Origin of the sequence: Streptomyces dengpaensis, assembly GCF_002946835.1 — a bacterium.
In the GTDB taxonomy this organism is placed as follows: Bacteria; Actinomycetota; Actinomycetes; order Streptomycetales; family Streptomycetaceae; genus Streptomyces; species Streptomyces dengpaensis.
In genome coordinates this window covers 6,817,576-6,831,432 of sequence record NZ_CP026652.1, presented here as the reverse complement: position 1 = coordinate 6,831,432, position 13,857 = coordinate 6,817,576, and the positions used below count along the sequence as shown (strand labels likewise).

Below are 13,857 nucleotides of genomic sequence, written 5' to 3'. Positions count from 1 at the left end.
TGATCGCGCTCCGGTCGCTCGTCGGGAGAGTTGGTGGACATGGTGACTCCTGTCTTCGGTACCGCAAGTCATTCTCGCGCAGCCGAGTACCCGGCGCGCATCGGCAAAACAAAAAAGGACCCCTGGTCCCAGCGAGTCGCTGGGACCAGGGGTCCTCCAAAGATTGTTCGGCGGCGTCCTACTCTCCCACAGGGTCCCCCCTGCAGTACCATCGGCGCTGTAAGGCTTAGCTTCCGGGTTCGAAATGTAACCGGGCGTTTCCCTCACGCTATGACCACCGAAACCCTTTCAGACACCCCGCTATAAAGCGGGGTCTTGAACGGGCAGCGAACAAGCACACTCTTCAATTAAGTAAGTGGAACTGTTCAGCCAGCACAACCGTTCGTTATCTGGGAACAACACAGTGGACGCGAGCAACTGAGGACAAGCCCTCGGCCTATTAGTACCAGTCACCTCCACACCTTACGGCGCTTCCAGATCTGGCCTATCAACCCAGTCGTCTACTGGGAGCCTTAACCCCTCAAGGGGGTGGGAGTCCTCATCTCGAAGCAGGCTTCCCGCTTAGATGCTTTCAGCGGTTATCCCTCCCGAACGTAGCCAACCAGCCATGCCCTTGGCAGGACAACTGGCACACCAGAGGTTCGTCCGTCCCGGTCCTCTCGTACTAGGGACAGCCCTTCTCAAGACTCCTACGCGCACAGCGGATAGGGACCGAACTGTCTCACGACGTTCTAAACCCAGCTCGCGTACCGCTTTAATGGGCGAACAGCCCAACCCTTGGGACCGACTCCAGCCCCAGGATGCGACGAGCCGACATCGAGGTGCCAAACCATCCCGTCGATATGGACTCTTGGGGAAGATCAGCCTGTTATCCCCGGGGTACCTTTTATCCGTTGAGCGACGGCGCTTCCACAAGCCACCGCCGGATCACTAGTCCCGACTTTCGTCCCTGCTCGACCCGTCGGTCTCACAGTCAAGCTCCCTTGTGCACTTACACTCAACACCTGATTGCCAACCAGGCTGAGGGAACCTTTGGGCGCCTCCGTTACCCTTTGGGAGGCAACCGCCCCAGTTAAACTACCCATCAGACACTGTCCCTGATCCGGATCACGGACCCAGGTTAGACATCCAGCACGACCAGACTGGTATTTCAACGACGACTCCACAAACACTGGCGTGCCTGCTTCACAGTCTCCCAGCTATCCTACACAAGCCGAACCGAACACCAATATCAAACTGTAGTAAAGGTCCCGGGGTCTTTCCGTCCTGCTGCGCGAAACGAGCATCTTTACTCGTAGTGCAATTTCACCGGGCCTATGGTTGAGACAGTCGAGAAGTCGTTACGCCATTCGTGCAGGTCGGAACTTACCCGACAAGGAATTTCGCTACCTTAGGATGGTTATAGTTACCACCGCCGTTTACTGGCGCTTAAGTTCTCAGCTTCGCCAAGACGAATCCTGACTAACCGGTCCCCTTAACGTTCCAGCACCGGGCAGGCGTCAGTCCGTATACATCGCCTTACGGCTTCGCACGGACCTGTGTTTTTAGTAAACAGTCGCTTCTCGCTGGTCTCTGCGGCCACCCCCAGCTCGAGGAGCACGTCCCCTCACCAGTGATGGCCCCCCTTCTCCCGAAGTTACGGGGGCATTTTGCCGAGTTCCTTAACCATAGTTCACCCGAACGCCTCGGTATTCTCTACCTGACCACCTGAGTCGGTTTAGGGTACGGGCCGCCATGAAACTCGCTAGAGGCTTTTCTCGACAGCATAGGATCATCCACTTCACCACAATCGGCTCGGCATCAGGTCTCAGACAATTGCCAGGCGGATTTACCTACCTGACGTCCTACACCCTTACCCCGGGACAACCACCGCCCGGGATGGACTACCTTCCTGCGTCACCCCATCACTCACCTACTACCAGCTCGGGTCACCGGCTCCACCACTTTCCTTTCCCCGAAGGGTCCGGAACGGCTTCACGGGCTTAGCATCACTGGATTCGATGTTTGACGCTTCACAGCGGGTACCGGAATATCAACCGGTTATCCATCGACTACGCCTGTCGGCCTCGCCTTAGGTCCCGACTTACCCTGGGCAGATCAGCTTGACCCAGGAACCCTTAGTCAATCGGCGCACACGTTTCTCACGTGTGTATCGCTACTCATGCCTGCATTCTCACTCGTGAACCGTCCACCACTGCCTTCCGGCGCGGCTTCACCCGGCACACGACGCTCCCCTACCCATCACAGCCTCCGTTGGGAGTATTGCTGCAATGACACGACTTCGGCGGTACGCTTGAGCCCCGCTACATTGTCGGCGCGGAATCACTAGACCAGTGAGCTATTACGCACTCTTTCAAGGGTGGCTGCTTCTAAGCCAACCTCCTGGTTGTCTCTGCGACTCCACATCCTTTCCCACTTAGCGTACGCTTAGGGGCCTTAGTCGATGCTCTGGGCTGTTTCCCTCTCGACCATGGAGCTTATCCCCCACAGTCTCACTGCCGCGCTCTCACTTACCGGCATTCGGAGTTTGGTTAAGGTCAGTAACCCGGTAGGGCCCATCGCCTATCCAGTGCTCTACCTCCGGCAAGAAACACACGACGCTGCACCTAAATGCATTTCGGGGAGAACCAGCTATCACGGAGTTTGATTGGCCTTTCACCCCTAACCACAGGTCATCCCCCAGGTTTTCAACCCTGGTGGGTTCGGTCCTCCACGACCTCTTACAGCCGCTTCAACCTGCCCATGGCTAGATCACTCCGCTTCGGGTCTTGAGCGCGCTACTAAACCGCCCTATTCGGACTCGCTTTCGCTACGGCTTCCCCACACGGGTTAACCTCGCAACACACCGCAAACTCGCAGGCTCATTCTTCAAAAGGCACGCAGTCACGAGAACGTGCAAGCACGTTCCGACGCTCCCACGGCTTGTAGGCACACGGTTTCAGGTACTATTTCACTCCGCTCCCGCGGTACTTTTCACCATTCCCTCACGGTACTATCCGCTATCGGTCACCAGGGAATATTTAGGCTTAGCGGGTGGTCCCGCCAGATTCACACGGGATTTCTCGGGCCCCGTGCTACTTGGGTGTCTCTCAAACGAGCCGCTGACGTTTCGACTACGGGGGTCTTACCCTCTACGCCGGACCTTTCGCATGTCCTTCGCCTACATCAACGGTTTCTGACTCGTCCTGTCGCCGGCAGACAACAGAAGAGAGATCCCACAACCCCCCAAGCGCAACCCCTGCCGGGTCTCACACACTTGAGGTTTGGCCTCATCCAGTTTCGCTCGCCACTACTCCCGGAATCACGGTTGTTTTCTCTTCCTGCGGGTACTGAGATGTTTCACTTCCCCGCGTTCCCTCCACACTGCCTATGTGTTCAGCAGCGGGTGACAGCCCATGACGACTGCCGGGTTTCCCCATTCGGAAACCCCCGGATCAAAGCCTGGTTGACGACTCCCCGGGGACTATCGTGGCCTCCCACGTCCTTCATCGGTTCCTGGTGCCAAGGCATCCACCGTGCGCCCTTAAAAACTTGGCCACAGATGCTCGCGTCCACTGTGCAGTTCTCAAACAACGACCAACCACCCATCACCCCGAACCAGTAGTCCGAGTGCACTGGGGCCGGCACTGAAGGCAGCCACATTCGGCCGTACCCTCAGACACCCAACAGCGTGCCCGACACGATCAGCTGACCAGATCAGCGTTCCACGCCCCGAGGGGCAGTACTAGCGCCTGATCCATCCTGGATCGTGCCGAATAATCAACGTTCCACCCATGAGCAACCAGCATCGGACGTTCGCCGATGTACTGGCCTCTGACCAAGTCCCCGAAGGTCGTTGGTGAGAAGTGCTCCTTAGAAAGGAGGTGATCCAGCCGCACCTTCCGGTACGGCTACCTTGTTACGACTTCGTCCCAATCGCCAGTCCCACCTTCGACAGCTCCCTCCCACAAGGGGTTGGGCCACCGGCTTCGGGTGTTACCGACTTTCGTGACGTGACGGGCGGTGTGTACAAGGCCCGGGAACGTATTCACCGCAGCAATGCTGATCTGCGATTACTAGCAACTCCGACTTCATGGGGTCGAGTTGCAGACCCCAATCCGAACTGAGACAGGCTTTTTGAGATTCGCTCCGCCTCGCGGCTTCGCAGCTCATTGTACCTGCCATTGTAGCACGTGTGCAGCCCAAGACATAAGGGGCATGATGACTTGACGTCGTCCCCACCTTCCTCCGAGTTGACCCCGGCAGTCTCCTGTGAGTCCCCATCACCCCGAAGGGCATGCTGGCAACACAGAACAAGGGTTGCGCTCGTTGCGGGACTTAACCCAACATCTCACGACACGAGCTGACGACAGCCATGCACCACCTGTACACCGACCACAAGGGGGCACCCATCTCTGGATGTTTCCGGTGTATGTCAAGCCTTGGTAAGGTTCTTCGCGTTGCGTCGAATTAAGCCACATGCTCCGCTGCTTGTGCGGGCCCCCGTCAATTCCTTTGAGTTTTAGCCTTGCGGCCGTACTCCCCAGGCGGGGCACTTAATGCGTTAGCTGCGGCACCGACGACGTGGAATGTCGCCAACACCTAGTGCCCACCGTTTACGGCGTGGACTACCAGGGTATCTAATCCTGTTCGCTCCCCACGCTTTCGCTCCTCAGCGTCAGTAATGGCCCAGAGATCCGCCTTCGCCACCGGTGTTCCTCCTGATATCTGCGCATTTCACCGCTACACCAGGAATTCCGATCTCCCCTACCACACTCTAGCCTGCCCGTATCGACTGCAGACCCGGGGTTAAGCCCCGGGCTTTCACAACCGACGCGACAAGCCGCCTACGAGCTCTTTACGCCCAATAATTCCGGACAACGCTTGCGCCCTACGTATTACCGCGGCTGCTGGCACGTAGTTAGCCGGCGCTTCTTCTGCAGGTACCGTCACTTTCGCTTCTTCCCTGCTGAAAGAGGTTTACAACCCGAAGGCCGTCATCCCTCACGCGGCGTCGCTGCATCAGGCTTTCGCCCATTGTGCAATATTCCCCACTGCTGCCTCCCGTAGGAGTCTGGGCCGTGTCTCAGTCCCAGTGTGGCCGGTCGCCCTCTCAGGCCGGCTACCCGTCGTCGCCTTGGTGAGCCACTACCTCACCAACAAGCTGATAGGCCGCGGGCTCATCCTTCACCGCCGGAGCTTTCCACCCAGGAGCATGCGCTCCCGGGTCGTATCCGGTATTAGACCCCGTTTCCAGGGCTTGTCCCAGAGTGAAGGGCAGATTGCCCACGTGTTACTCACCCGTTCGCCACTAATCCACCCCGAAGGGCTTCATCGTTCGACTTGCATGTGTTAAGCACGCCGCCAGCGTTCGTCCTGAGCCAGGATCAAACTCTCCGTGAATGTTTTCCCGTAATCGGGACGACACCACGAGAGCGGAACGATCAGCCGGAATAAGACCGATCGTTCACAGCGTCCTCGCTGTGCGCCCACCCCGAAGGGCAGGACTTTTTCAAAGGAACCTCGCCCCAGCCGATCGGCCGGAGACGGGGTATCAACATATCTGGCGTTGATTTTTGGCACGCTGTTGAGTTCTCAAGGAACGGACGCTTCCTTTGTACTCACCCGAGCAGACTCTCTCAGGCTTTCCTCCGGGCGCTTCCCTTCGGTCTTGCGTTTCCGACTCTATCAGACTCTTTCGTGTCCGATTCCCTGTCGGGCGGGATTTGTCTGAGGCTTTGAGTGCTTTCGTCTCGCGACCTTTCGACATTCACTACGTTAGCCGATTCCCTCCGCAACTCATAATCGAGTTCCGCGAGTTCGAATTAAGGCATGGAGACACGCCGAATTCGCCCCCGCCGAGAGGGAGTCGTAGGTAGTGGGTTGGCCACTTCCGGCTGCTGGCTGAACGCCGTACCCGGTTCAAGCGGCTCGGGCTACATTACGGACACCCCAGGGACGCGTCAAGTTGAGCGACGGCGTGGAGTATGGGCCCGATAAGGGCTCACCGTGGGGTCGTTGGCGATCCAGAAGCGCCATGGATGGATGCCTCCGTCGCCGGACACTCCGGTGCGGGGACCGCTGCGTACCTGGTCGGAGTGGACGGGGGTGCCCGTCAGGAGGGTCAGTGGGGAGCCTTCGGGGGCGCAGGCGTCCGTGCCGTCGAGCGACCGGTCCACCCCGAGGGCCATGGCGAGGCGCGCGGGCCCTTTGGCCAGTTCCTTGTCACTTCGGGCCGAAAGTCGACGTTTGCGAGCCAGTTCGGCGCCCTTGGTGACCTCGCCAGCCAGCAGCAGCACCGCGCTGGCGCTGCCCTCCACACCAGGTTCATGCAGTGCCACATGCCGTAGGTAACGTACTGAGCATGTACGTCGTCGCATCATCGGCGAGGCGACGACGAGCAGGAGAGACAGGCAGTGCGAGCGATCATCTACGCCAGGCTCAGCCCGACCCCGAGGAGCGAGGAATCCAAGGCCGGCGAGCGATACAGGATCTACACCTGCTCAGGTGGCCGGTGCATCACATGCCCGGCAGACCCCCTTGACTCCTTCGTGGTCCGGAAGGTCATCGACAGGGCCGAGGAGTGGAACCAGGCTCCGGCCCCGTATGCCGCAGACGAGGAGCGCGAGGCCGAGCTACTGGCCGAGGAGGTGGCCACATCCGAGAGGCGTACCGCCCTGGCGGAGATCCAAACTGCTTTCCTCAGTCGGCCCCTTCGGGGCCGCACTGCACTGGAGGCTAAATAGCGGCCAGGAACGCGTCACGCGCCACGCTCGCGAGCGATTAGGCAGCTGCGGACCTTAACTTTCCACGCTGGCTCACCGGCGAGCCGCGAGCGAGGCGCACAGCGGCTCAGGCTCCGGCGGACGGCTTGACTCTTGGGCTCAGTCGGTACGCCGAGACCGTTGGATCACCGGCGAGGTAGAAGCGGTGCTGCCAGTCGTGGGCTTTGCTCACGCCTACCCGAGGACCAACACGGATGAGTGCGGCGGGTACTGGCTCACCCTCGGACAGCGTGACCGAGGCGCCTGTCAGTAGGTCTATGCCGTTGTGCTCTGCCGTGATGCCGAGCGCTTGGCAGAAGTTCCCCGGACCCCGCGCGAGACGTGGACTCTCGACCTTGCCCCCCCGCCGCTTGCGTGCCAGGTCTTCCCCTTCGATGACCCTGCCTGCCCGGATGAGGACAGCTGTAGCGATACCGTCTGCCCCGGTGACGATGTTGGCGCACCAGTGGAGACCGTGAGACCGGTAGACGTACAGGTGTCCTGCGGGTCCGAACATGACGGCGTTTCGGGGTGTCCTGCCTCGGTAGGCGTGGGAGGCGGGGTCGGCCGTACCGGAGTACGCCTCGGTCTCCGTGATGGTGATGCTCACGGTTCCCTCGGGGGTCTCGTGGGTGAGGATGGCACCGAGCAGCTTGGGGGCGACTTCTTCAGCGGGGTGAGCAAGATCCACAATGTTCATGCTGACCGCCTTGACATGCCGTAGGTGAAGTAGACGTACACATGGCCGGGCGGACCGAACATCACCTCGTTGCGGGTCGTGCGGCCGCGATAGGCGTGCGAGCCGGGGTCGTTAGGGCCGTCGTACGCCTCGACCTCCGTGATGCGGAGTTCGATCGGCCTCTCAGGGGTGGTGCGCACGAGGAGGCGCCCCAGGAGGTCGGGGGCGACCTCCAATACGGGGCGGTCGCAGAACTCTCGCGCCAGTGGCGTACGGTCAGGGGCCGCGATCATGGCGTACGAGCCTAGTCCAGTAGTCCGGAGTGCTCTGGACGGATACGTGTCGGTGGGGTGGTCAGGGGTCCTCTCCCTTGGAAAGGTGAGGACGCGGAACCGGCCGGGGTCGGATCGCGTTTCTAAGGATCAAGGGATCCAGTCGGACACGGCAGATGGAAACAGGCGTTGCCTGGGGAGGAAGTGACATGGGGTTCAAGCGGCTGCTCGCGAGCCTGGGAGCCGGTGGGGCTTCGGTCGAGACGGTGCTGACCGAGGTCAACACCGTTCCGGGCGGTGTCGTCCAGGGTGAGGTGCGGATCCAGGGCGGGTCGGTGGACCAGGCCATCGAGGGTCTGTCGGTCGGTCTGCAGGCCAAGGTCGAGGTCGAGGGACAGGACGGCCAGGAGCTCAGGCAGGACATCGAGTTCACGAAGCTGCGGCTCGGTGGCGCCTTCGAGCTGCAGGCCGGTGCGGTGCACGCGGTGCCGTTCGGGCTGGAGATCCCGTGGGAGACGCCGATCACCACGATCGACGGGCAGGCCCTGCGCGGGATGCACATCGGCGTGACGACGGAGCTGGAGATCGCGCGCGCCGTCGACTCGGGTGACCTGGACCCGATCAATGTGCACCCGCTGCCGGCGCAGCAGGCGATTCTGAACGCCTTCATCCAGCTGGGCTTCCGCTTCAAGAACGCGGACATGGAGCGCGGCCGCATTCGGGATACGCGTCAGAAGCTGCCGTTCTACCAGGAGATCGAGTTCTTCCCGCCGTCGCAGTACCGCGGACTGAACCAGGTGGAGTTGAGCTTCGTCGCGGGCGACCAGGCGATGGACGTCGTCCTGGAGATGGACAAGAAGCCGGGCCTCTTCAGTGAGGGCAGCGACTCGTACCGGTGCTTCCAGGTGGGGCTGCACGACTACCAGAGCACGGACTGGACGGCGTACCTGAACCAGTGGCTGTCCGAGGTCGGCAGCAAGCGCAGCTGGTTCTAGGGCCTGTCCGGCGGATCATGCCGCAGACGCGGGGCTTGGCACGCCCATCTGCGGCTTTGTCGTCACTCGCCGACTCCCCACGCTCGAATGCGCTCGCGCGGGGGGACCCCCATCGCGTCGACTCCCTCCTCCGCCTAGCAGCTGCACCACCAAGCCCCGCTCACCAGCGTCTATGAGGTGCCGTTGCTTCTCTGCGACCTGCTCCGCCGGACAGGCCCTAGGCTCGGCACGAGAGATTCCGCCGTTCAGGAGGTGCTGACGTGACCGAGCTCAAGAGGCCGCCGCTCCCGCATGACTTCCATCCGCCCGTGCCGTCGTTCACGGTCACGAGCGAGGACGTCGAGCCGGGCGCGACGCTGAAGGACGCCCAGGTCTACGCGGCCGGGAACACCTCGCCCCAGCTGAGCTGGGAGGGCTTTCCGCCGGAGACCAAGAGCTTCGCCGTGACGTGCTTCGATCCGGACGCACCGACGGGGAGTGGATTCTGGCACTGGGTCGTGTTCGACATTCCGGTGTCGGTGACGAAATTGCCGACGGGAGCGGGCAGCGGCAAGTTTGAGGGGCTGCCCGAGGTCGCGGTCCAGGTGCGCAACGACTACGGCTCGAAGGACTTCGGTGGCGCCGCGCCGCCGGCCGGGGATCCGGCGCACCGGTACGTCTTCACGGTGTACGCCGTGGATCAGGAGAAGCTCGGTCCGGACGCGGATGTGTCGCCCGCCGTCGTGGGTTTCAATCTGCGGTTCCACACGCTGGCGCGCGCCCAGCTGATCGGTGAGTATGCCGCTCCCGCGTAAGAGATCCTGCGCGGGGCTCCCGCGTGAAGCACTGAAGACTGACGTTCACCGAACGTTTGCGCGCCTCCGGTCATGGAAGTGATCGGAGGCGGGCATTTTTTATTGCGTTGTCCATCTCGGCGCGCCCGGCCAGAGTTGATCCAAGCCCGCCAGGGGGTGGGCCGGTGCACACGGGAGGTGGCCAGGATGCGGGACACGCTGGTTCTGAACGCGAGCTTCGAGCCGCTGTCGACGGTGACGCTGAATCGAGCCGTCGTTCTGGTGTTGCAGGACAAGGCCGTCGTGGAGCAGGCCCACCCCGAACTCCGTATGCGCGGAGCCGCACTCGACATACCCGTGCCCCGGGTGATCAGGCTCTGCCGCTATGTCCGGGTGCCGTTCCGAAGACAAGCGCCGTGGTCGCGGCGCGGTGTGCTGGTACGCGACCGGCACAGGTGCGCGTACTGCGGCCGGCGCGCCACGACCGTGGATCACGTGGTGCCGCGGGCCCAGGGCGGTCAGGACTCCTGGCTGAATACGGTCGCCTCGTGCGCGGAGGACAATCACCGCAAGGCAGACCGTACGCCGGAGCAGGCGGGTATGCCGCTGCTGCGGCAGCCGTTCGAGCCGACGCCCGCGGACGCGATGCTGCTGGCCCTGGGCCGGGACGACTTCGACGCGCTGCCGGAGTGGCTGGCTCAGCCCGCCGCGTAGGGCGTACGACGTTGGGGCCCACCTCCCGGCGGAGGTGGGCCCCATCGTCGTACGCGGTCAGTCGGTGATCGACGGCTTCTCGCGGCGCTCCGTGCCGCCGGACGAGCCTCCGGAGGTCCCGCCGCCGCCCGAGGAGCCGCCCATCGGGCCGAAGTTGCCGAAGGCGCCGGACAGGCCCTTGAGGGCGTCGCCGATCTCGCTGGGCACGATCCAGAGCTTGTTGGCGTCGCCCTCGGCGATCTTCGGCAGCATCTGGAGGTACTGGTACGAGAGGAGCTTCTGGTCGGGGTCTCCGGCGTGGATGGACTCGAAGACCGTACGAATGGCCTGGGCCTCGCCCTCGGCGCGCAGGGCGGCGGCCTTGGCCTCACCTTCGGCGCGCAGGATCGCGGACTGCTTCTCGCCCTCGGCGGTGAGGATCTGCGACTGGCGGATACCTTCGGCGGTGAGGATCGCGGCGCGCTTGTCGCGGTCGGCGCGCATCTGCTTCTCCATCGAGTCCTGGATGGAGGTGGGCGGCTCGATCGCCTTGAGCTCGACGCGGTTGACGCGGATGCCCCACTTGCCGGTGGCTTCGTCGAGGACGCCGCGCAGGGCCGCGTTGATCTCCTCGCGGGAGGTCAGGGTGCGCTCCAGGTCCATGCCGCCGATGATGTTGCGCAGTGTGGTGACGGTGAGCTGCTCGATCGCCTGGATGTAGCTGGCGACCTCGTACGTGGCCGCGCGCGCGTCGGTCACCTGGTAGTAGATGACGGTGTCGATGTTGACGACCAGGTTGTCCTGGGTGATCACCGGCTGCGGCGGGAACGGGACGACCTGTTCGCGCAGGTCGATGCGGTTGCGGATCGAGTCGATGAACGGGACGACGATGTTCAGGCCCGCGTTCAGGGTGCGCGTGTAGCGGCCGAAGCGCTCGACGATGGCGGCGCTGGCCTGTGGGATCACCTGGATGGTCTTGATCAGGGCGATGAAGACCAACACCACCAGAATGATCAGGACGATGATGATCGGTTCCATCGTTGCTCCCCGTACCCTTCTCCGCCTCGGTAATTCCGGAAGATCTTACGGCTGTTGAAGATCTTGCTGGACGAGTCTGGCAGACCCTCGTCTGCTGTGTGGGGCGTTCGGTTCACTTGCGTCGTACGAGGTCACATGACGATCGCCGTGGCTCCGTCGATGTCCACGACGTCCACTTCCTGACCTACCTCGTAGGCCTGCCCGGCGTCGAGGGCGCGCGCCGACCAGATCTCCCCGCCGAGCTTGATGCGGCCACCGCCCGAACCGTCCACCCGCTCAAGGACGATGGCCTGCTTGCCCTTCAACGCGTCCACGCCCGTGGCGAGTTGGGGCCGCTGAGCGCCGTGCCGGGCCGCGATGGGGCGTACGACGGCGATGAGCGCGACCGAGACGGCGGCGAAGACGACGACTTGGAGTACGACATCGCCGCCGAGTCCCGCGACGGCCGCGGCGGCGACGGCGCCCACGGCGAGCATGCCGAACTCCGGCATCGCGGTCACGACCAGCGGGATACCTAGCGCGCCAGCGCCGACCAACCACCAGACCCATGCGTTGATGTCGTCCACAGGGTCATGGTAGATCCGCGCTCCGTCGGCGGACAGGGCGCGCGATCACGTGGGGACGTGCCCGGTCCGCGGCGCGGGCCCGGACGCCCCGGAATTCAGGCCATCGGGAGGCCCTGCGCGGTCCAGCGCTCGCCGACCTGCTCGACGACGAGCGGGAGGCCGAAGCAGAGGGAGAGGTTGCGCGAAGTGAGTTCTAGCTCCAGGGGGCCGGCGGCGAGGACCTTGCCCTGACGGATCATCAGGACGTGGGTGAAGCCGGGGGCGATCTCCTCGACGTGGTGCGTGACCATGATCATGGAGGGGGCGATCGGGTCGCGGGCGAGGCGGCCGAGGCGGCGTACGAGGTCCTCGCGGCCGCCGAGGTCGAGGCCCGCGGCGGGCTCGTCGAGCAAGAGGAGCTCGGGATCGGTCATCAGGGCGCGGGCGATCAGGGTGCGCTTGCGCTCGCCCTCGGAGAGCGTGCCGAACTTGCGGTCCAGGTAGTCGCTCATGCCGAGGCGGTCGAGGAAGGCGCGGGCGCGCTGCTCGTCGATCTCCTCGTAGTCCTCGTGCCAGTGGGCGGTCATGCCGTACGCGGCGGTCAGCACGGTCTCGAGGACGGTCTGGCGCTTGGGAAGCTTCTCCGCCATGGCGATGCCCGCCACGCCGATGCGCGGGCGCAGCTCGAAGACGTCGACCTTGCCGAGGGTCTCCCCGAGGATGGTGGCGGTGCCCTTGCTGGGGAAGAGGTAGCTCGAGGCCACGTTGAGAAGGGTCGTCTTCCCGGCGCCGTTGGGGCCGAGGATGACCCAGCGCTGTCCCTCCTTGACCGACCAGGAGACCTGGTCCACCAGAGCCCGGCCCTCGCGGACCACGGACACGTCCTCCAGCTCCAGTACATCGCTCATGAGCGCGTTGTCTCCCATTGCAGTCTCGGCCGTCGCTTACGTCGATAGACGCAGCCCCCAGGCAAAACCTACGCCACCGGTCAGTCGCTCCCATCCATCGGTCGGTCCTTAGGGTGGGAGCATGCTCTCGGAACCACGCTCAGGACGACTGGCTGCATGGGGAAATGCCCTTTTGGCCGGATTTATCTCGCCGGATGACGCGGTACTCGCCATCGTCGGCGAGGACGCGGTGCACCGGGTCGAGGGGCTGCCCGGCGAGTCGTGGCCCGTCGGGCTCACGCTCGCCCTCGGCCGGCTGCGCGCGCTCGGGGTGACTGGGCTGCGGGTCGCGCTGCCCGCGCCGGGGCATCCGCTCGGGCTGAGCGGACCGCCCGACTTCAATGCGCGCGCCCTGGACGCCGAGGAGGCCGTCGTCTGCCATGGGGCGGCGCTCGGGCTCGTTCCCGAGGTGTACGAGGCCGGGCCGGAGGGCGATGTGCATGTCGAGGTCGTCTGGCACTGCCTCGCCGTGCGGGAGGCGCCGCCCGCCGATGTGCCGTCGCTCGGCGAGGCCGAGCGGGAGCTGGCGGAGGCGCTGCGCGAGGCCACCGAGGTGTTGTCGCGGCTCGACGTGGCCGGGTCGGGGCAGGTCGCGGAGGCCGCGATCGACGCGTACCGGGCGCGAGTCGAGCGGGGGCGCGAGGTGCTCGCCCCCGGCTATCCGCCACGTGCCGTGCGGGTGTTGGAGCTTGCGCAGCGTGTGGGGCTGCTGATCTCCGTGGCGTACGAGAACGGGCACGGCGGGGCCGTGAGCGCCTCGGAGATGGCGGCTCGGGCCCAGGCCCTGCGGCCGGTGGAGCGGACAGCGCGGCGGGCCCAGGTGGCCGCGTACAACGCGTTCGTGGAGGAGCGGGAGCGGGGGGCTCGCTGACAGCAACCGGCCCCGCGAACCGTTTTTCGTTCGCGGGGCCGCTTGAAGCTGGTCCGTGTCAGTCGTTCACAGCCTCGTTGCCGAAGGCCGGGTTCAGAAGGCCGATGACGTTCACGCTGTTACCGACCGCGTTCACCGGGACGTGAACCGGGATCTGGACGACGTTGCCCGAGCCGACGCCCGGCGACCCCGCGGCCGCGGCGCCGGCACCCGAGTCGGCAACAGCGGCACCGGCGGAAGCGCCCGCGGCGATACCGGCAATGGTGACGGCCAGGGCGGCCTTTTTGGCGATGTTCATGAG

9 protein-coding genes, 3 rRNA genes and 2 pseudogenes are annotated in these 13,857 nt (G+C 63.9%); 4 read left to right on the top strand and 10 right to left on the bottom strand.

The window, feature by feature from the left end; translation table 11 throughout:
- Nucleotides 1–165: 165 nt before the first annotated feature.
- The 6 genes and pseudogenes from rrf to C4B68_RS31460 form a co-directional block, all read right to left on the bottom strand.
- A 5S ribosomal RNA gene (gene rrf / locus C4B68_RS31490) occupies nt 166–282 on the bottom strand.
- A gap of 137 nt (nt 283–419) precedes the next feature.
- Nucleotides 420–3,537: ribosomal RNA gene (locus C4B68_RS31485) — 23S ribosomal RNA — on the bottom strand.
- Nucleotides 3,538–3,856: 319 nt separating this feature from the next.
- A 16S ribosomal RNA gene (locus C4B68_RS31480) occupies nt 3,857–5,382 on the bottom strand.
- The 16S, 23S and 5S rRNA genes sit together here, the layout of an rRNA operon.
- A gap of 560 nt (nt 5,383–5,942) precedes the next feature.
- A pseudogene (locus C4B68_RS31475) lies at nt 5,943–6,337 on the bottom strand (DNA-3-methyladenine glycosylase); the annotation flags it as partial.
- A 494-nt stretch (nt 6,338–6,831) separates the two neighbouring features.
- Nucleotides 6,832–7,443 (bottom strand): DNA-3-methyladenine glycosylase, encoded by a 612-nt coding sequence (locus C4B68_RS31465; RefSeq protein WP_099504697.1) that lies wholly within the window; start codon nt 7,441–7,443, stop codon nt 6,832–6,834.
- Nucleotides 7,444–7,457: 14 nt separating this feature from the next.
- A pseudogene (locus C4B68_RS31460) lies at nt 7,458–7,715 on the bottom strand (DNA-3-methyladenine glycosylase); the annotation flags it as partial.
- 188 nt (nt 7,716–7,903) lie between these two features.
- Here C4B68_RS31460 and C4B68_RS31455 point away from each other — a divergent pair.
- From C4B68_RS31455 to C4B68_RS31445, 3 genes are all read left to right on the top strand, one after another.
- A complete protein-coding gene (locus C4B68_RS31455; protein WP_099504695.1) occupies nt 7,904–8,689 on the top strand; it encodes a sporulation protein in 786 nt (261 codons plus the stop codon).
- Nucleotides 8,690–8,949: 260 nt separating this feature from the next.
- The gene (locus C4B68_RS31450; protein ID WP_099504694.1) at nt 8,950–9,483 is read left to right on the top strand and encodes a YbhB/YbcL family Raf kinase inhibitor-like protein; all 534 of its coding nucleotides are present in this window, start codon (nt 8,950–8,952) and stop codon (nt 9,481–9,483) included.
- Between the two features lie 186 nt (nt 9,484–9,669).
- Nucleotides 9,670–10,176, top strand: coding sequence for an HNH endonuclease (locus C4B68_RS31445; RefSeq protein WP_099504693.1), 507 nt, complete (start codon nt 9,670–9,672; stop codon nt 10,174–10,176).
- Between the two features lie 57 nt (nt 10,177–10,233).
- On the opposite strand, the gene C4B68_RS31440 is transcribed toward C4B68_RS31445, so the two are convergent.
- The 3 genes from C4B68_RS31440 to C4B68_RS31430 all read right to left on the bottom strand — a co-directional run bounded on the left by C4B68_RS31440 (nt 10,234) and on the right by C4B68_RS31430 (nt 12,646).
- Nucleotides 10,234–11,193 (bottom strand): SPFH domain-containing protein, encoded by a 960-nt coding sequence (locus C4B68_RS31440; RefSeq protein ID WP_099504692.1) that lies wholly within the window; start codon nt 11,191–11,193, stop codon nt 10,234–10,236.
- Nucleotides 11,194–11,324: 131 nt separating this feature from the next.
- Nucleotides 11,325–11,759, bottom strand: a complete 435-nt coding sequence (locus tag C4B68_RS31435) for an NfeD family protein (RefSeq protein ID WP_099504691.1) — start codon at nt 11,757–11,759, stop codon at nt 11,325–11,327.
- A 95-nt stretch (nt 11,760–11,854) separates the two neighbouring features.
- Complete coding sequence (locus C4B68_RS31430) at nt 11,855–12,646, bottom strand: ABC transporter ATP-binding protein (RefSeq protein ID WP_099504703.1); 792 nt, start codon at nt 12,644–12,646, stop codon at nt 11,855–11,857.
- Nucleotides 12,647–12,767: 121 nt separating this feature from the next.
- Between C4B68_RS31430 and C4B68_RS31425 the strand changes: the two genes are divergently transcribed.
- Complete coding sequence (locus C4B68_RS31425) at nt 12,768–13,556, top strand: hypothetical protein (RefSeq protein WP_099504690.1); 789 nt, start codon at nt 12,768–12,770, stop codon at nt 13,554–13,556.
- 58 nt (nt 13,557–13,614) lie between these two features.
- Here C4B68_RS31425 and C4B68_RS31420 read toward each other — a convergent pair whose 3' ends face one another.
- Nucleotides 13,615–13,854 carry a chaplin gene (locus C4B68_RS31420; protein WP_099504689.1) on the bottom strand — a complete coding sequence of 80 codons (240 nt, stop codon included), beginning with the start codon at nt 13,852–13,854 and terminating at the stop codon, nt 13,615–13,617.
- Between the last annotated feature and the right edge of the window lie 3 nt (nt 13,855–13,857).